Source organism: Arcanobacterium canis, from assembly GCF_029625435.1.
GTDB classification, from domain to species: Bacteria; Actinomycetota; Actinomycetes; order Actinomycetales; family Actinomycetaceae; genus Arcanobacterium; species Arcanobacterium canis.
Map to the genome: position 1 here is coordinate 266,789 of NZ_CP121208.1, position 16,540 is coordinate 283,328.

The window sequence follows — 16,540 nt, forward strand, 5'->3', positions numbered from 1 at the left end:
AGTATCGTTGTGGTGTGAGTCCATTTTTGCGTCGTAAGAAGTCTAAGTCCCAGGCCGCCTCGGAAGATGTAGAGCCGACCCCGGCTGAAAATACCCCATCCCGTGCCCCAGAATCTGGCGTCGAAACGGGGAGCATATCACCGTTAACGCTCGCGCCGCGAGAAAACCGTGATGCGCTGGTCAACGATGTGCTCAGAACCTGGCACGAGGAATTGTCAGCGTATGCTCGCGAGGCTGATGAGCAGGCATTGGCTCAGGTACATCAGTCGAGCGTTGATCTGACCCATACCCACCCCACGGGTTCGGCAGTGTTTTATTCGCATGGTGTGACCAAACTTTCTCTTCTGATTCGCGAAGATCGCGCGCTGGCGCAGGCGCGCGAAGCTCTCAGCCACCTGCGCCAGCGCATGAATTCCATGAGTGCATCCCATGGCCATGCTCCGTTATCGCTGGCGTTTGGACACATCACGTGGATCGAGTTCCCGCAGGCGGAAGCGTTGGTGGCTGATGAATATGAGCTCACCACTGAGTTGCACCTGGATGAAGCGGAAATCGAAAACGGCCCCACGGCGTCGGCAGAGACCCGCGAACCCACCGTCGTCAGCGAGCCTGCCATCTTCCGGCAGATCAAACTCGAATTTCTTGAAGGTGACGACGCACTGATTCAGCTCCAACACCGCATAGAAATTAACCCGGCTGTCCTACGTGCTTTGCGGGAGAACGGCGCTACCGGGGAAAATATCGCGCAGATCCGTGAGCTTGCTGCCGCTGGCGACGCCGATTCCCTTCTCGCACGCTTGGTAGACGTGGCACGTGGATTCCTCCCTGGCTTTGAATTTGAAGAGCGTGCTCTGCTCGGTCTCTTTGCGCGCCCTGAACGGCAGATGCTTGAGGACCTTGAGGCCATTGCACCGTATGTTCGCACCTCTGGCATCATGGCGGCGCTTGCCGGTGACGACGAGACCGCTCGCCTAACGAGCTCGCCGATTCCGCCAGGCTCGCCCGACGATCGGGCGCCGGAGGCAGAACGCGGTGCAGGTGATCACGACGTCGATGAGCTGCACGCCGTCGAAGCAGTCGCCTCTGGACGTTCATTCGTGCTGGATACTCCGCCAGGCTCGGAGAAGTTTTCTACTTTGGCGTCCATCGCTGCTGACCGCGCAGCGAGCGGTGCGTCTGTTCTTTTCGTGCCGACCGACGAAGGATCAGCGCGTGAATTTGTGGCTCATATGCGGCACGCTGGCCTTGAGGATCTCGTCCTCGATCTGACCGACGCCGAAGGAGCCCCACGTCGTATCCGCACCGGTATGCGTCTGGAGCTGCCTCAGTTCGACATTGACGAGACACTGGACATGCGCGACAAACTTGTCCGTGTGCGCAAGGTGCTCAGTGAATTTGTTCATGACCTTCACGCACGGGATCCTGAGTGGAACATGTCGATTCATGACCTGCTTGAGAAACTTGCGGCATTGACTGCGGATCCCAACGGCCCAGAAACTCGCGTTCGCTTGGGCAGCGAAGCGGTGTCCATGCTCCACAACGAGGGGTTGGATTCGATGAAAGCGAAGTTCGCTAAAGCCGGTGAAATGGGAGCGTTTGATCAGGTCTACGCGGGTAGTGCCTGGGCAGGCACTCCGATCTCGGAAATGGCTGAGGGCACCCGCGCTGTTGAAGAAGCTCGCCGGCTCCATGAGGTGTCCTTGCGCGCGGTTATCGCGCAATCTTCGCGCGCCGCAGGAGAAACTGGTTTGACGCAGGCTCGCACGCTTCAAGAGTGGTTCGAGCAAGTTGATGTGCTCTGCGGTGTTGCGCAGTCGCTCGACACTTTCTTGCCCGAAATTTTTGAAACCTCTGCGATGGATATGGTGATTGCAACGGGCACCAAGGAGTGGCGCGTTGCGAATGGCTACCAGATGAAGCGCAGGGAGCGTCGCCGTTTCCGCCGTCAAGCGCAGGATCTCGTGCGTCCCGGAGTGGTGGTGGATGATCTGCATAGCGAGCTGGTTCGTGCGCAGCAACGCCGCGAAATCTGGCGTCGTTACGCTGTTGAAGGCGGCTGGCCGCGTCTGCCTGATGGCATGGGACAGATTCGCGTGATGCGTGAAGAAGTCGAACGCGATCTTTCTGCTCTTTCGGCACATCTTGGCGGCGAGGACTTAGCTGGGATGCCATTCGAGGACCTACAGGAGCGGCTTGCCGCTCTGGTCACCGACGCTGAACACATGAATTTCTTGCCGCAGCGCAACGCCATTGTTGAGGAACTGGATCGTTTCGGGTTCGGGGAACTTCTGCGTGACATGATTGGACGCGCGGTACCCGCTGAGGATGTGAGTGCAGAGCTTGAGCTTGCTTATGCCTCAAGTGTATTTGAACTGTTGATCACGAAGTCAACAGTGCTAGCGAAACTTGCGCCTTCCGACGTCGCTAATCTCCTCGACCATTTGCGATACCTGGATCAACGTCACGTGCGTTCTCTCGCTGCGCCTGTGATGCTTGCGGCTGTCAAGCACGGGCGTGAAGTAATGCGCGAGGCGAAGTCCGATACGCTCAAGCTTGATGAGCAGCTTGCTGAACGAGGCGTGGGTGGGCTACATGACTTGATTGCGATTTACTCGCGTATTGTTCTCGCATCACGGCCGGTGTGGGTTGCCCCGCCGACGGTGGTTGCGCAGCTCGTGCCTCCGATGCCGTGGGTTGATGTGGCGATTGTGGAAGCAACGGAAACTGAATCTCCAGCTGGTATGATCAGTGCGTTGATGCGTGGACGCCAGGTGGTGGTTGTAGGTGATATTCGCCGTGGCGCCTCGATGGAACGTTCAGCTATTGGTGAGTTCGCCAAGGTACTTCCGGTGTGTGAACTGCCTGCTAATCGCGCTGTTTACAACGCGCTTGCTGCGCGTGCGCTGATGACGCACGGTTATGGCGATGTGCTGGCTCCGATTCCGGCAGCGAATACCATCTCGGCGTCGCACCTCATTCACGTTGATGGACGCGGTGTGCCCGCCTCGGGAAGTGAGGGTGCTATTGAGTCCACGCAGGTCGAGGTTGATGCCGCAGTTGACGCAGTGCTCGCTCACGCGATGTCGCACCCGGGGGAGAGCCTGGCAGTGATCGGTGTTTCAACATCTCATGCAAATCGAATTCGCAGCGCGATCAATTTGCTCGCTGAGCGATCCACGGATGTTCGTTCACTGATCGCCGGGCAGGAGCCGATGGTTGTGTGCGATCTCAGTGGTGTTCGCGGTGTGCGGCGTGACCATGTTATTTTGTCGGTTGGATTCGGGAAAACGGTTCATGGGCGTGTCCTGCACTCTTTCGGAGTGCTCCAAACCTCGGCAGGGCTACGCGGCCTCATTGACGCGATTGAAGCACCTCGACGTGAATTGACGGTGATTTCTTCCCTCGAACCGGGAGACATTCAAAAGAATCGCCTGTCAACTGCCGGGCCGAAGCTTTTGGCAGATCTCCTCGAAGCTGCCTCGGGTAATGGCATGGAGCCCATTTGTGATACCGGCGATCCAGAGCCGTTGCTTGCGGATCTTAAGCGTCGTATTGAAGCTGATGGCTGGGTGACTGCATTGAACTTTGGCTACGAAGGATCGACAACGATTCCGCTTGTTGTTGGGCATCCAGATATTCCTGGTACATGGGCAGTGGCTGTGGTGTTCGACGACGAGGCTTACGTGGCTGAGCAGTCCTTGCGCCGTCGTGACCGCTACCGAGTTGAAATGCTTGAGATCCGTGGATGGCGTGTGCATCAAACGTTCTCGACCTCACTCTTTATCGATCCAGCTGGGGAGGCCCAGCAGGTGGGCGATCTGATGCGTGAGGTTGTTCAGCGCTATCGTCCATCGGATGTCGTCGTCCCAGAGCTCGACGACGACGGTTGGGCTGGCGTTGTGGAAAATGAGTCGGTCTCTGACCATGCGGTGTCCGAAGTTATGCCGCGAGTAATGGCACGTGGACCACGGCCGTCGGTGACGCCGGGTCTTGCTCTTGCTGCATACACCGATGATCAACTTGATGAGATGGCACAGTGGATCGCATCCGATGGCGTGATTCGTAGCGACGATGAATTTGTGGATGTACTGCGTGCTGAACTCGGACTGATGCGTCGCGGTGGACAGACGGATGCGGTTTTAGGCAACGTTGTTCGACGGTGCGATCAGGGCCAGGGCCAGGGGCAAAAGGGTGCCTCTACCAGCCAGGGGAAGCTCAAGACTGAGACAGCGACTGAGAAGCAGGCTGAGGGCGAAGAGGAAACGGGCGCCGATGTTGAGGTGGAACTCAAGGACGACGCTGAGCTGGAGGCTGAGGCTGAAGCCGAACTTGAGCACCGCGAGGCGATTGAGCCTGGCAATACTCCTGAAGCTGTTGCCGATGCTGTGTACGTTGAGGAATCAGAGCAGGGCTTTGAGCTTGATGATGGCCTGGTTCTTGAAGAGGACAATCCAACGTTCGAGGATCGCTGATGGGTAAGCGAGTCATTTCGCTTTCGCGTGTGGATCGCGAAAAGCTGGAACGCGGTGAATTATCAACGCCAGAACAGGCCGTGCATCAGTGGGATCATACGGTTGGCGGCGAACGCGCTCGCCGCCAACCGGCCCAAGATACGCAACAGTTCACACCTCACGAGCAGGATCTTCTGAGGGAGATTCCTCCCCATTTCGGCAAAATTTAGAACCAAGCAGCTCCCTGCCCGTATTGTCAGGGTGATGTGAAAAGAGAAAAGGTGTCGGCCAGGCAATTTACCTCGCCGACACCTTTTGACAGTGAATGTTCAGTTCTGGCGAGCAAGAAGATCGCGGATCTGGGTGAGGAGAACAACGTCCTCAGATGGAGCAACCTCGACAACCGGAGCGGGCTTGCGCATCTTGTTGATGGGCATCACGAAGAAGAAGTAGAGTGCGCCAGCCACGATCAGGAAGTTCACCACAGCGGTCAGAATGGCACCCGGCATGACGGTGGCCATGTCCTTGCCTTGGCCGATGTGGAACTCAAGGACATGATCGAAGTTCGGCTTGCCAAACAGGCCACCGATGATTGGCATCAGGAACTTCTCGTTCAGAGCAGTCACGATCTGATTGAAGGCTGCGCCGATGATGACACCAACGGCAAGATCAACCACGTTGCCACGGGTAATAAATTCTTTGAATCCCTTAATCATGGGAGTTTCCTTTCATGAATCTGTGCAGAAAGTCTTGGAAAGATAGTCTCTATGAAACGGCGAGGATCGCCATGAGAGGCGTCCTCGCTCCAAGTCCAAGAGCAACTCTAGCTTCTTCAGGAGAGATTGAAACGTAAAACATTGTGGCATTATCCACTTTTGAAAAGAGGGTAGATTGGCCAGTTTTCACAGATTTTCCCACGATGACAGCATTGTGTGCGATGAGTTGTGCGGCCGGATCTTTTTCGAGTTGTGCGGGTGGTGCGTAGAGATTCACGCGGGCGCCAACGGTCAGAAGATCGCCAGAATCCACAAGGGGAACCGCTGCCACCACTGAGCCTGGGCGGGCGTTCTTTGTAAATTGACTATCCAATACTTGCTCGCGTAACACGGGTGCGCCTTTCGGGATCGGTGCCACGAGGTGTTTTCCAATAATTTCTTTTGTGCTGGTTGCCAAAGGCCCAGCCAGCTCATGAGGAATGCGAGCAAAGGTGAGGTCTCCTTTTTGGGCGAGTTGACCAGACTCGATATCACGCGCGGCCACAACAACGTCGATTGTTTTCGGCGCAGCTCCCCCAGCCGCCGCAATCACTGACTGTACAGCGATTGCGAACACAGCTGCAAGGATAACAAAACGCCAACGCCACAACGCTGCGCGAATGGGGTTGGCTGATCGCGGCCGTGCAGGTACCGTACTTCTCCCAAAAATCTTCATGCCCCAAGTATGAACTCGTGGCAACGAGGATTCTCGGCCCTTCTTATGTCCTGTGGAAAAACGATGCAGACGTCTGGGTGTGGAAAGTCGAAAGTGTTACCTAGTTGGTTGTTGCCACGATGCGATCAGGCAAAATAACGTATGGAACCCGCACGTCGTTGTCATCTTGGGGAAGTTGCGCATCGACAAATTCTTCTGGGAACACCATTGCGCCGATCTTGGCGCGGTCACCAGCAAGCTTCAGTGCGCGATCATACCAACCGCCGCCTTGTCCGATTCGGGCACCCGTGTGTGAAACGGCAAGCGCAGGAATGATCAGCGCATCGACGTCGGCAAGGAGATCGTTATCGAACGCAGGGCCAGTCGGTTCCGGAGGTCGCCCGGGAGCCATTTCCTCAAGATCGTCAAGCCCGCGGAAATACCCCCATGCACGGGTCAAGCCTGGGCCGAGCTTGGGAAGAATCACCCGTTTCCCCGAATCTGCAATGGTTTGGATCAACCCATGCGAGGGTGGCTCTTCGTTCACAGAAACGAATGCAGCGACGAGTTCCGCATCGCCGATGAATTTCATCGCCGTTGCGATCCACTCTTCTTCCAGCTCCTCACGCCTCGCTGTAGAACGAGCTGACCGTGATGCGCGAACAATTGGACGAATCTGTTGCTTCGCCTCTTCCGGATCTAAGCCAGAGACGTCAGGGAAGCTCAACGTTGAGTGGTTCATGCTTCTATTATTTCACAACGCACGGAGCACGTGTTCGCTAAGTTTTCGTACGGCGCAACTATTGGGGTGTTCGCCTGTGTACTTGCTCGGCATCCGGACGCTGATCTCCGCTAGACTTAGCACCAAATGCACAAGGAGGCAAACGTGAAGACGGTCGAGGAGTTCAAGGAAGAATGCTTCGAGGTATCCAAGCCCCAACCGCCGTTTGCGGTGGCGCTGTCGGATGCTGTGGGGACGATTGTTGCGCAAGACGTCCGCTCGATGGTTGACGTGCCTCAAGCCGACCTCGCTGCACGAGATGGTTACGCGGTTCGTTATGGTGATATCGCCGGTGCCTCGCCAGATTTTCCTGTTGTCCTGCCCGTTACGGAGGATATTCGCGCCGATCAATTCAACTCCGTCGCCCTCGCACCCGGAACTGCCATCCGTATTTCATCGGGCGCGCGCATCCCCACTGGTGCCGACACTGTGGTGGCGCTTGAGGATACCGACGCGGGCAGGGCTGAGGTGCAGATTAAGTATGCCAGCGAGAATGTCAATATTCGCGTGCGTGCTGAGGACCTTGAAGCTGGTGAAGTGATCGTGCGAAGTGGGGTGCGTGTGGGCGCACGCCAGGTGGCACTTCTCGCTTCTGCCGGCCATGCGCGAGTTTTGGTTCATCCGCGTCCTCGCGTGGTGATTATGTCGATCGGTGACGAACTTCAGGAGCCAGGTAACCCTGCGATTGCAGGCAAAGTTTTCGATGCGAACTCCCACGCATTGGCGTCTGCGGTGGCTGACGCTGGCGGCGATGTTTTCCGCGTCGGTGCAGTCAGTGATGACAAGCGCACGTTACGTGAAATGCTTGAAGACCAACTTGTCCGCGCAGACATCATCATCACCACGGGCGGGCTGTCCTACGGTGGCGGCGATACTTTGAAAGAAGTGCTTGCACCGTTGGGGACGGTTCGTTTCGACAACGTGGCAATGTCGCCTGGCCGACAATTCGGTGTGGGTACTCTGGAGGACACCACGATTTTCTGCTTGCCTGGTTCGCCAGTTGCAGCGCTGACCAGCTTTGAAGTTTTCATCCGGCCTGCGCTACGTCAAATGGCTGGTTATCAGCATATTGAGCGCCGTGCGATTCGTGCGCGCGTGGACACTCCGTGGAACTCTACTGACGGCGTCGTCGAGTTCGTCCGTGGCAAAGTGCTGGGAAGTCCGAGCGCCGGTTACCATGTGACCCCGATGGGTGATCCTTCGCGCCAACTCCTCACTGGCCTCGCGGAAGCGAATTGCCTGGTTGAAGTGCCCAGTGGAACAACACGTATTGACATTGGAGACGAGCTCGCTTGTTACGTCCTGGATCGCTGATGATCCAAGGTGGTACGTGGCGTGTTCATCAAGTGCGGATATGTGGTGAATCCAGGGAAAATTTGCGTGAATCAAGCAACACACTACCGTGTCCTAGCCGCTTTCTTGAGCCAAAAAATCTAAAGTGGGAACATGGGTTTTACTGGCTTCGCGATTGCGGTCGCAGTGTTCCTCTTGCTGGGGATAGTGGTGCCGCGATTCGCGTTGCGAAGGTCGGTGATTGCCGATTCTCCGCTGGAGGAACGGTTCAGTGAAGATCTTCGTATCGTGAGGCAGCCGCGCCTTGCGATGGCCGATAGCGGTGAGAGCGGCACGATTTATATGACGGAGCGCATGATGGACACACGCCAAAGGAAGATTTCCTTGAAAGAAGTGGCACGCGGCCGGAGCAAGGCTCGGGCGCGGATGGCCACACGCGGTGCATATCGTGCGCGTGGCTATCTCGGACTGGGTGTGCTAGGCGTCGTGGCGCTCGCAGCGTGGATCGGTGTGGGTGTGGCATCCTGGCCGACCTGGCCAGCGATTGTGTTGACTCTGGGAATTGGCGCAGGCTCTGTCGGGTTCGGTTATCTTCTGACCGAGTGGGCCGCTGGAGATGATATTGACCGTGAGGAAATCGCGAAGGCTTCGCAGGTCCTCGCCCGCGCGAAGCGCCAGCGTGATCGAGTGCATGCATCGCGGCAAGAACTCGAAAAGATTGACGAAGCATCACAGGCTGCTGGTGGTGAGGTTGAAGTGCCGGTGGTGTCTGCTGAGCACACTGACGAAGTAGCCACGGCTAATGTCGTTCAGGAAAATCAGGATGTTGTTGAGCATCGCGTGAGCGAGGCTGAGCGTCGTCCAGCCGCGACAGTCGAACGCGGCATGGCTCAGGTTGAGCGTGAAGTAACTCAGGCTGGCCGCGAAGTAACAAAGGTGGAACGAGAGGTCGCGAGGGTTGAAGCTCCAAGCTACACCCTCAAGCGCCGCACAGTGGCTCCATACCAACCCCAACCTACTGATGAGGCGCAAGTTCCGTATCGTCCGAAGCGCGCTGGGGAGAGAATTGGCGATGCTCCTATTGAAGCGCCGAATACGGCTCCGGAGATGACTGGACTTGAGGAACTTCGCTCTGGACTTTTGGCTGGCGGTTCTACTTTGGATGAACTTCTCGCACAGCGCAGAGCGTGACGAATGAGACTTGCGTGAATTTGCGCTCGTGAGGGTGGTGAGTGCTATAGTTTTCACGTCCAAGGGGCTATGGCGCAGTTGGTAGCGCGTTTCGTTCGCAATGAAAAGGTCCGGGGTTCGAATCCCCGTAGCTCCACCAGTGAAGAGGTCTGAACGGCAATCTGCCGTTCAGACCTCTTCACTTTTTCGTTCCGATCTTCCTTTTGGTGGGCACGTGACGTTAGGAAAGGCTGCGTCAATACAGCGATACATGGCGATAAAAACCATCTAAAACGCCAAAAAACAGATGATAGCTTTCTATAATGTTCCTACACGCAATAAAAGTAAGGAGACGGCAACGTGCGTTTTCTCAAGATAAAAAAATTGAGCTTTTCCACGCAACCAGTTCAATCTGACAGTTCGCCGGTTCAGAGTCAGGGGCGTCGGAGCGCTGGAACACTAGTGAACAAAGGAATCGGGATTGTCGGCGCTTTGGCGCTCGTTTCGGCTTGTGGTGTTGCGGGTACTGCGGGTCAGGGTGGGGGCGAAAAGAGCCAAGTGGAGGCGCTGGTTAATACCGTCGCACGCGCACGAATCATCCCACTCCTCAACGAAGAGGAGGCACTGAACTCCACACCTTCCCTCAGTAGCTATATTGACGAGGGAACCTTTAAAGAGAACTTCGCAGAGGCAATGAAGTCTGTCGCGCAATCGCCTAGCCCAGCACAGGGCGAAGGTAAGCAGGCAGGTCCAGATTCTGCGAAGAAGAGGGCGGAGAGTAAATCAAATCAGGTAGCAGGTGGCTCCGCGGCAGCTCCTAACCCATATGGGAAAATGAGTCCATACAAGGTTGACGCCAACTTGTCGAATGTTGTGAATGCAAAGGACTTCGAAGGTCTCACCACCGATCAGAAGCGACTTCTCGAAAAGAATAATTTCGTGATCGGCGGTAACTATGGGCGTGAGGAGTTCTTCGATATCTACGAGAGCAACCGTTACACTATGCTTCCCAATTTCGTCACGGTTGATTCCATGATGCACAGCTATCATCTTTTCTTCCAGCAGCTTCAGAAGAGTGTTGAGAAAACTCAGCTCACAAATAAGCTGGCGACGATGAGTAAGGAACTTCTCGCTGAAAGCCAAGCGCAACTGACAAGCCTGGCTGGAACCGAGTGGGAAAAGGCTGCTACGCGCAATGTCGCTTTCTTTGCCGTTGCGGCCAAACTGCTGAGTCCAGATACTCAGGTTCCGCAGAAGGTGTCAAATATGGTTGCCTCTGAGCTACAACTCATCCAGAGTGCAAGTGGTTCCGCCAAATCTCCGCTCCTGGGTAAAGATACAGATTATTCGCAATATCAGGTGCGAGGCTACTACGAGAAAACTCCGCAGCTCCAGGCCTATTTCAAAGCGATGATGTGGTACGGCAATATGCACTTCACTCAGAAAGACGAGGAACTTGACCGCAGCGCACTTCTTGCCACCCTGGCGATTTCCAACAAGGCACTCAAAGAATGGGAAACCATCTACACCACCACCGCCTTTTTCGCTGGTGAGAGTGACGACTCGGGATATTACGAGTACCTGCCGATGATCCACACTGCCTACGGAAAGAATGCCAGCGTGAAGGATCTTCCCAAGAATGATGCTGCCTGGAAAAAGTTCCATGAGTTGACGGCGAAGGTGACGCCTCCGCGAATTGCGACGGGCACGTTGGGCGTCGTTGATAAGGAAAATACGGGATATGAGGAGCAGCTGGGATTCCGAGTGATGGGTCAACGTTTCACTCTTGATCAACGCGTATTCTCCGAGCTCCTTTCCCCTCGGGTGAAGGCGAATCCCGCAGGTGAAGATCGCGTGTTGCCTGATGCCCTGGACGTGCCAAATGTTCTTGGCTCAACTCAGGCACAAACCATTCTCAAACAGCAAGGAGCTACGGAGTACGCGAAGTATAACGACAATGTTGAGAAGTTGCGCAAGGAAATCGCCAACGATCCAAACGGTATGTGGACTGGAAGCCTCTCGGCGCAGTGGCTGTATACACTCAACCCGCTCTTAGCCTCAAAGGGGGAAGGCTATCCGAGCTTCATGACGTCATCGGCGTGGGATAAAAAGACGCTCCAGAGTTATCTTTCCAGCTACACCGAACTCAAGCATGACACCGTTCTTTATGCCAAGCAGGTGATGGCTGAAATGGGTGGTGGCCCTATCCCTGAGAAGGACGACCGTGGATACGTGGAGCCGGAGCCGGAGCTGTATACCAGGCTCGCGAAGCTCGCCAAGGCAACCTCCGAGGGCCTTGAACGGTACGGCCTGATTTCAGATGAGAATAAGAAGAGCCTTGGCATCCTTGCCCAACTTTCGACAAAGCTTGCGGATATCAGCGTCAAGGAACTTTCGGGCGAGAAGCTAAGCAACGAGGACTACGAACTGATCCGCACGTTTGGCGGACAGCTCGAACACTTCTGGGTGATTGGCAATAAGGATGGTATTAATGGCGAGCCGATTCAGTCCCTCCAATACCCCGCAAGTCTCGTGACGGATATTGCGACTTCCAACTCAGGAGAAGTCCTCCACATCGGAACCGGGGCAGTGAACGAGATCTTCGTTGTGTTCCCGATTGACGGGGAACTACATATCGCCAGCGGTGGCGTCTCAAGCTTCTACGAATTCACACAAGGTGGATCGCGCCGCATGACCGATACGGAATGGCAAGAAAAGGTGCGTTCCTGGGATGATCAGCCGACCGCGCCCGCGTGGCTGAGCGACATTCAAGCGAAGCGAGATGCGAGCTGACCTGAAGAGTCGCCACCGCACATTGAGTTGGGTAATTTTCATTGCGGGAATCGCAATTCTCTGTGCGGTGGCGGCCTTTCTCTTTTTCCAACGCGAACCCCTCAGCGTCCGCGAACAGCTCCGACAGGAGCTGCCCAGCTGGGTCCGCTGGGAGGGCGTTGAGAAAGACGTCGATCTTGACGACGATGGAGAACCAGAACGTCTTGTGCTCGATAACGGAGTGGTGACTGTTTCCGAATCAGCTCGTAAATCCTGGGTTTCGCCGCAAGAGTGGCTGGTTTCCAATGTTTTTGCCGCGGATATTGATCGCGATGGAAAGACCGAACTCATTGCGTTGACATGGAAGCGGGGGAGCTACGGTCCCTTCAAACCATTTTGGGAGGAAGACGACGCCGATAAGCCCTATCAGCATGTCTTCGTCTTTCGTTATGTTGACGAGAGTGCGGCAGTGAAGAGTAAGAGACCTGCAGATGTGAGCATGGGAATCGAGCAGGTGTGGATGTCATCTAACATTGGTTTCCAGGCTCAGCGCGCCGAACTCACAGGAGACTTGCTCCTGCATTTGCATACTCCTGAGGGTGTGGAGACCATTTGGCGGTGGCAGGGGTGGGGCTTCAAACTCGACAAAAAGCAATGAAAGATGAATCCATTCATGAGGGCGATTTCTCATACTGTAGGTGGGGTTGCGCTGTAGCCCCAGGGATGATTTTTCTGGGATCGTATACTTTTCTGGGTGGAAAAATCGATAGATTTCGCTACTCCGGCACTTCGACGGTGTGGTAAAGTGAGCGGGAGAGACCTGCAGGTAAAAGAGTAAAAATAGTTGCAGTAGTGGCGACAGAAGGTGTCTCTCGTCGTCGTTCAGTAGCCACAGTTGGTTCCCGTGATACCGCGAGTTTCGGGTAATTGATTGATGGAGTGCATGGTAGGCATCCATCGGTGAGTGTGAGATGAATAGCGGGGAGTCGGTGTAGCCAAGCTCCTTGAAGCTGTCCATTCATGAGGTGGGGCGGTCTGTAATTTTATGCAAAGGAGTTAAGTAGAACTCCGAGTATCACCATGTTAGTATCTTCATCCGTACGCCAGCCGAAGTTAACGTTAACCACTAGATGTAAACGACGGCCTCACCAACGAATAACAAGGTAGACGCCTTATAGAGAACACTCAAAACGTTTCACGCATCTCTAGTAAATTTGCACAAAATATCGGCACAAAATAATCGTCAGACTACGTATTTGTAGCCTGAAAAATGTGTACCAAACAGACATATCCGTGAGAGGAGTGCGCTGTTTTGGTCCATTGCTTGTCAACAGCAAACATTTCACAACAGGAATGAGGAACTATGACTAAAAAGTCCATTCGCGCCGTCGCAGCGACGACGATGATGGCACTGGCACTGTCTTTCGGTGCAGGATCTGCATTCGCAGAGCCGTCCCGGGGGGGGGGAGAGAATCTTTCCACAGTAGAGCAACTTGGTGCTGCAAATATCGATGTTAAGCATCCTGCCTCGATCACGATTCACAAACTTCTAAATCCAGAATCAACGCACAAGGCGACGGGTGTTGAAGACCGTGCTGCTAAGGGTAAGAAACTCTCAGGTGTAAGGTTTACTATCACTAAGCTGAGTCTGGAACTGGATAATCAAGAAAATCTTAAGACAGCGGCTACCTTAACAGCGGAACAAGCTCAAGCTCTCAAGTCTGGTACCAAGTATGATGTCACCACTGCAGATCAAGGCATGATTAAACAACAACTCCCTGTTGGTGTTTACTTGGTGGAAGAAAATCAGTTGCGTGATGGCGACGATGTCCGCGCAGACGGTGAAAAGGTGGAAAAGCCTTCGGAGATCAAGGCTGCCGCGCCGTTCGTAGTCCGAGTTCCAATGTCCAATGGTGAGAAGAAAGACTGGAACTATGACGTGCATGTCTACCCAAAGAACACTTCCGATAAGCTCGAGAAAAAGGTAATTGATGCTGGCCGGAATGGCGGTGACACCATTACCTATACAATTGATGCGTCCGTTCCTCAGGTGGATGAGGAATATACTCGTACAGTTTTCAATATTGTTGATGATTATGATGAGACCAAGCTGGAACCTGGTAGCATTCAGATTGAATCGGTTGTGATGGGGCAAACAGCCTTTGAAAAGGGAGTTGATTTCGAAACTTCTGATGACAACAAGCGTTTGACTATTACATTCAAGACCGGTGAGAAAGTTGGCCTTTCTAAACTGGTCAACAACCAGGTCGTTACCGTTAAACTGACTGCCAAGATCAAAGAAGCGGGTGAGATTGTCAACAAGGCAACTCGTATTACTCGTGACACTAGTGTTGAAGAAGACAAGACAAAGAACACTAATGATGTTAAGACGTACCTTGGTAAAATCAAGGTGATCAAGACGGGTATTGAAGGCAAGAAATTGTCCGGGGCGGAGTTTGGTGTATTCCGCTGCACCCCCGCCGGCTCAACTTGGAATCTCAATGGTGACGCAATTGAGACGTTGAAAACTAATGCTCAAGGCGAAGCTATCTCTAAGCCACTCCATGTCACCGATTTTGAAAATAATCTGGAGACTGTAACTAAACCAGAGAATCAGAATTACTGCCTCAAAGAAACCAAAGCACCGGATGGATACTTGCTTTCAGAGGAGATCACACACTTCACCCTTGCAAAGGCTGATGTGCTTGCAAAATCGGACTTCATTACCTTTACCAAGGAGATCGAGAACAAGCCCTCAGACACCCCGGATCTTCCGCTGACCGGTGGCCAGGGCATTGCTCTCCTTGTGATTCTCGGTGCAGGCGTCGCTGGCGCCGCAGTTTACTCCGCTCGTCGTAACTCGACCAAGGCCTGAGTGAACAACAGCTATTAAGGAGAAAGCTTTCAATATCTCCTTGATGGGTGGGCGTGTTATTTCGAAAACGTGCCAATCGTATGAAAATAACGCGCCCACCCCGCTCTTCGGGACGCATCATCTATTGAGAAGGAACACATGAGTACGCACATCATTGCAGAGTCTCAAAAGGTTGAGGGCAAGCAGCCCGTGGCGGAAACGTCGGTGTGGGGCCGGATTGCGTTGCCGCTCATTCTTGCCACGATTTCTATTGTGATCATGTTGTATCCCGTCGTCGTGACTCAGCTGAAGAATCTTGAGCAGATGCGCGTCTCGGCAGAGTACTCCCAACAAGAAACAGCGGTGAACCCTCAGGAACTCTCCAAAGAGTTCACGTCAGCGCAAAAATACAATGCGACACGCGCCCAAGGTCCGATCCTTGATCCGTGGTTGGCCCGCATTTCCAAAGATAATCGCGACTATCAGGCGTATCTTTCAGAACTGAATACTTTTGAAGTGATGGGGCGTTTGGTGATCCCTGCAATCAACGTGGATCTCCCTGTCTACCATGGCACGGGGGAAGATTCCTTGCAGCGCGGAGTTGGCCATCTTTATGGCTCAGATCTCCCAGTTGGCGGTCAAGGAACTCATTCTGTTCTTACGTCACATTCCGGGCTTCGTAATGCAACGCTTTTTGACAATCTTGTGAACCTGAAGAAAGGCGACTCGTTCTACATCGGAGTTGCTGGTCAACGCTTGAAGTACCAGGTTTATGAAACTCAAGTAGTGCTTCCTAACGAAATCGAGTCCCTGAACCAGGTCAAAGGAAAAGATCTGGTCACCCTCATTACGTGTACGCCCTACGGTATTAATTCCCATCGACTCCTTGTACACGCCGAACGTGTGCCCATGGATGAAACAGAAGAAGTCGCAGTTTTTAACGAACCAAGCACTCTGAACTGGCAGTGGTGGATGTTTGCACTGATGGCTGCTGCGCTTGCCCTCGCACTTGGCATGGGTGTGTGGGCACGTAATCAAGTACGTGCAACCCGCGTCCATAAATCGCACTCTTGCGAAACCGAGACCCCGCTTTTCACTGGGAAAAATAACTCATGACAAACATGATGAAAATGATGGTTGCTGCACTTGTCGCACTGATCGTTACTGCCGTAGTGCCCACCGCCTGGGCGCTCGATCAACCTGACGATTTAATCTCGGGAAAGTCGCGTCTCACGGTCGCGTTGCCTGCTGGTAATCCATACGACGACGTTAAGATGCCGCCACTTGATGGTTATACGGTGAAGCTGTCGCGTGTGCGGGTGGATGTGCGAACCAACGCAGACTACGATCATGCTGCCTCGCTGAAGTATGACGCTGCACTCACGCTCGGTACCCATGCTGTGAGTATGAAAACAACGGGCGCCGACGGCGTCGTGACGTTCCATGACCTTGAGCCTGCTTTGTACGTTGTACAAACTGATCTTCCTGAGGGGCGAAAAGGCGTAGTGAAGATCAATCCAGCCCTGGTGCTACTGCCCGGAAAGAATGCTGACGGATCTTTTGCGCACGCAGTGACGATGAAACTCAAGCATTCACCAGAGTTTCAGCCCACGCCGCCCCCGAATATTCCAAATCCACACCCGACACCAACGCCCACCCCACCAGCTCCGAAGCGACCACCCTTGCCGTGGACCGGAGCTTCGGTTGTGGGTACGGGGGTTGTGGCCACAGCCCTAGTCACTGGTGGCGTGGTACTTGCACGTAAGAAGAAAGGACAGATCTGATGACAGCCGCAATTTCACACCGTAG

At 54.2% G+C, this 16,540-nt stretch carries 12 protein-coding genes and 1 tRNA gene; 10 read left to right on the forward strand and 3 right to left on the reverse strand.

The window, feature by feature from the left end; all coding sequences use genetic code 11:
- The first annotated feature begins 14 nt into the window (after nt 1–14).
- Together P7079_RS01170 and P7079_RS01175 are read left to right on the forward strand one after the other, a co-directional pair.
- Nucleotides 15–4,472: a putative endonuclease domain-containing protein gene (locus tag P7079_RS01170; protein ID WP_278013016.1), complete on the forward strand. Its 4,458-nt coding sequence runs from the start codon at nt 15–17 to the stop codon at nt 4,470–4,472.
- Nucleotides 4,472–4,681, forward strand: coding sequence for a hypothetical protein (locus tag P7079_RS01175; RefSeq protein ID WP_278013017.1), 210 nt, complete (start codon nt 4,472–4,474; stop codon nt 4,679–4,681). Before P7079_RS01170 ends, P7079_RS01175 begins: the two co-directional genes overlap by 1 nt.
- Before the next feature lie 99 nt (nt 4,682–4,780).
- Here the strand turns inward: P7079_RS01175 and mscL are convergent, their stop codons facing one another.
- The 3 genes from mscL to P7079_RS01190 form a co-directional block, all read right to left on the reverse strand.
- Nucleotides 4,781–5,167: a large conductance mechanosensitive channel protein MscL gene (gene mscL / locus P7079_RS01180; RefSeq protein ID WP_278013018.1), complete on the reverse strand. Its 387-nt coding sequence runs from the start codon at nt 5,165–5,167 to the stop codon at nt 4,781–4,783.
- A 49-nt stretch (nt 5,168–5,216) separates the two neighbouring features.
- The gene (locus P7079_RS01185; protein WP_278013019.1) at nt 5,217–5,882 is read right to left on the reverse strand and encodes an SAF domain-containing protein; all 666 of its coding nucleotides are present in this window, start codon (nt 5,880–5,882) and stop codon (nt 5,217–5,219) included.
- A 100-nt stretch (nt 5,883–5,982) separates the two neighbouring features.
- Nucleotides 5,983–6,603 (reverse strand): 5-formyltetrahydrofolate cyclo-ligase, encoded by a 621-nt coding sequence (locus P7079_RS01190; protein WP_278013020.1) that lies wholly within the window; start codon nt 6,601–6,603, stop codon nt 5,983–5,985.
- A gap of 144 nt (nt 6,604–6,747) precedes the next feature.
- Here P7079_RS01190 and P7079_RS01195 point away from each other — a divergent pair, with 144 nt between their 5' ends.
- The 8 genes from P7079_RS01195 to P7079_RS01230 all read left to right on the forward strand — a co-directional run bounded on the left by P7079_RS01195 (nt 6,748) and on the right by P7079_RS01230 (nt 16,515).
- Nucleotides 6,748–7,956: a molybdopterin molybdotransferase MoeA gene (locus tag P7079_RS01195; protein WP_278013021.1), complete on the forward strand. Its 1,209-nt coding sequence runs from the start codon at nt 6,748–6,750 to the stop codon at nt 7,954–7,956.
- A gap of 132 nt (nt 7,957–8,088) precedes the next feature.
- A complete protein-coding gene (locus P7079_RS01200) occupies nt 8,089–9,126 on the forward strand; it encodes a hypothetical protein (RefSeq protein WP_278013022.1) in 1,038 nt (345 codons plus the stop codon).
- Nucleotides 9,127–9,189: 63 nt separating this feature from the next.
- Nucleotides 9,190–9,265, forward strand: a tRNA-Ala gene (locus P7079_RS01205).
- Between the two features lie 302 nt (nt 9,266–9,567).
- Nucleotides 9,568–11,898 (forward strand): DUF3160 domain-containing protein, encoded by a 2,331-nt coding sequence (locus P7079_RS01210; protein WP_278013023.1) that lies wholly within the window; start codon nt 9,568–9,570, stop codon nt 11,896–11,898.
- Between the two features lie 22 nt (nt 11,899–11,920).
- Nucleotides 11,921–12,535: an FG-GAP repeat domain-containing protein gene (locus tag P7079_RS01215; protein ID WP_278013024.1), complete on the forward strand. Its 615-nt coding sequence runs from the start codon at nt 11,921–11,923 to the stop codon at nt 12,533–12,535.
- 705 nt (nt 12,536–13,240) lie between these two features.
- Entirely contained in the window at nt 13,241–14,752 is a 1,512-nt protein-coding gene (locus P7079_RS01220; RefSeq protein ID WP_278013025.1) for a SpaH/EbpB family LPXTG-anchored major pilin, read from the forward strand.
- A 138-nt stretch (nt 14,753–14,890) separates the two neighbouring features.
- The gene (locus P7079_RS01225; protein ID WP_278013026.1) at nt 14,891–15,847 is read left to right on the forward strand and encodes a class C sortase; all 957 of its coding nucleotides are present in this window, start codon (nt 14,891–14,893) and stop codon (nt 15,845–15,847) included.
- 5 nt (nt 15,848–15,852) lie between these two features.
- Complete coding sequence (locus P7079_RS01230; RefSeq protein ID WP_278013027.1) at nt 15,853–16,515, forward strand: isopeptide-forming domain-containing protein; 663 nt, start codon at nt 15,853–15,855, stop codon at nt 16,513–16,515.
- Nucleotides 16,516–16,540: the final 25 nt, after the last annotated feature.

Coding starts and splice junctions, on each gene's coding strand:
- P7079_RS01225 (WP_278013026.1), top strand. CDS start 14,891: ATGAGTACGCACATCATTGCAGAGTCTCAAAAGGTTGAGGGCAAGCAG.
- mscL (WP_278013018.1), bottom strand. CDS start 5,167: ATGATTAAGGGATTCAAAGAATTTATTACCCGTGGCAACGTGGTTGAT.
- P7079_RS01220 (WP_278013025.1), top strand. CDS start 13,241: ATGACTAAAAAGTCCATTCGCGCCGTCGCAGCGACGACGATGATGGCA.
- P7079_RS01185 (WP_278013019.1), bottom strand. CDS start 5,882: ATGAAGATTTTTGGGAGAAGTACGGTACCTGCACGGCCGCGATCAGCC.
- P7079_RS01230 (WP_278013027.1), top strand. CDS start 15,853: ATGATGAAAATGATGGTTGCTGCACTTGTCGCACTGATCGTTACTGCC.
- P7079_RS01175 (WP_278013017.1), top strand. CDS start 4,472: ATGGGTAAGCGAGTCATTTCGCTTTCGCGTGTGGATCGCGAAAAGCTG.
- P7079_RS01200 (WP_278013022.1), top strand. CDS start 8,089: ATGGGTTTTACTGGCTTCGCGATTGCGGTCGCAGTGTTCCTCTTGCTG.
- P7079_RS01190 (WP_278013020.1), bottom strand. CDS start 6,603: ATGAACCACTCAACGTTGAGCTTCCCTGACGTCTCTGGCTTAGATCCG.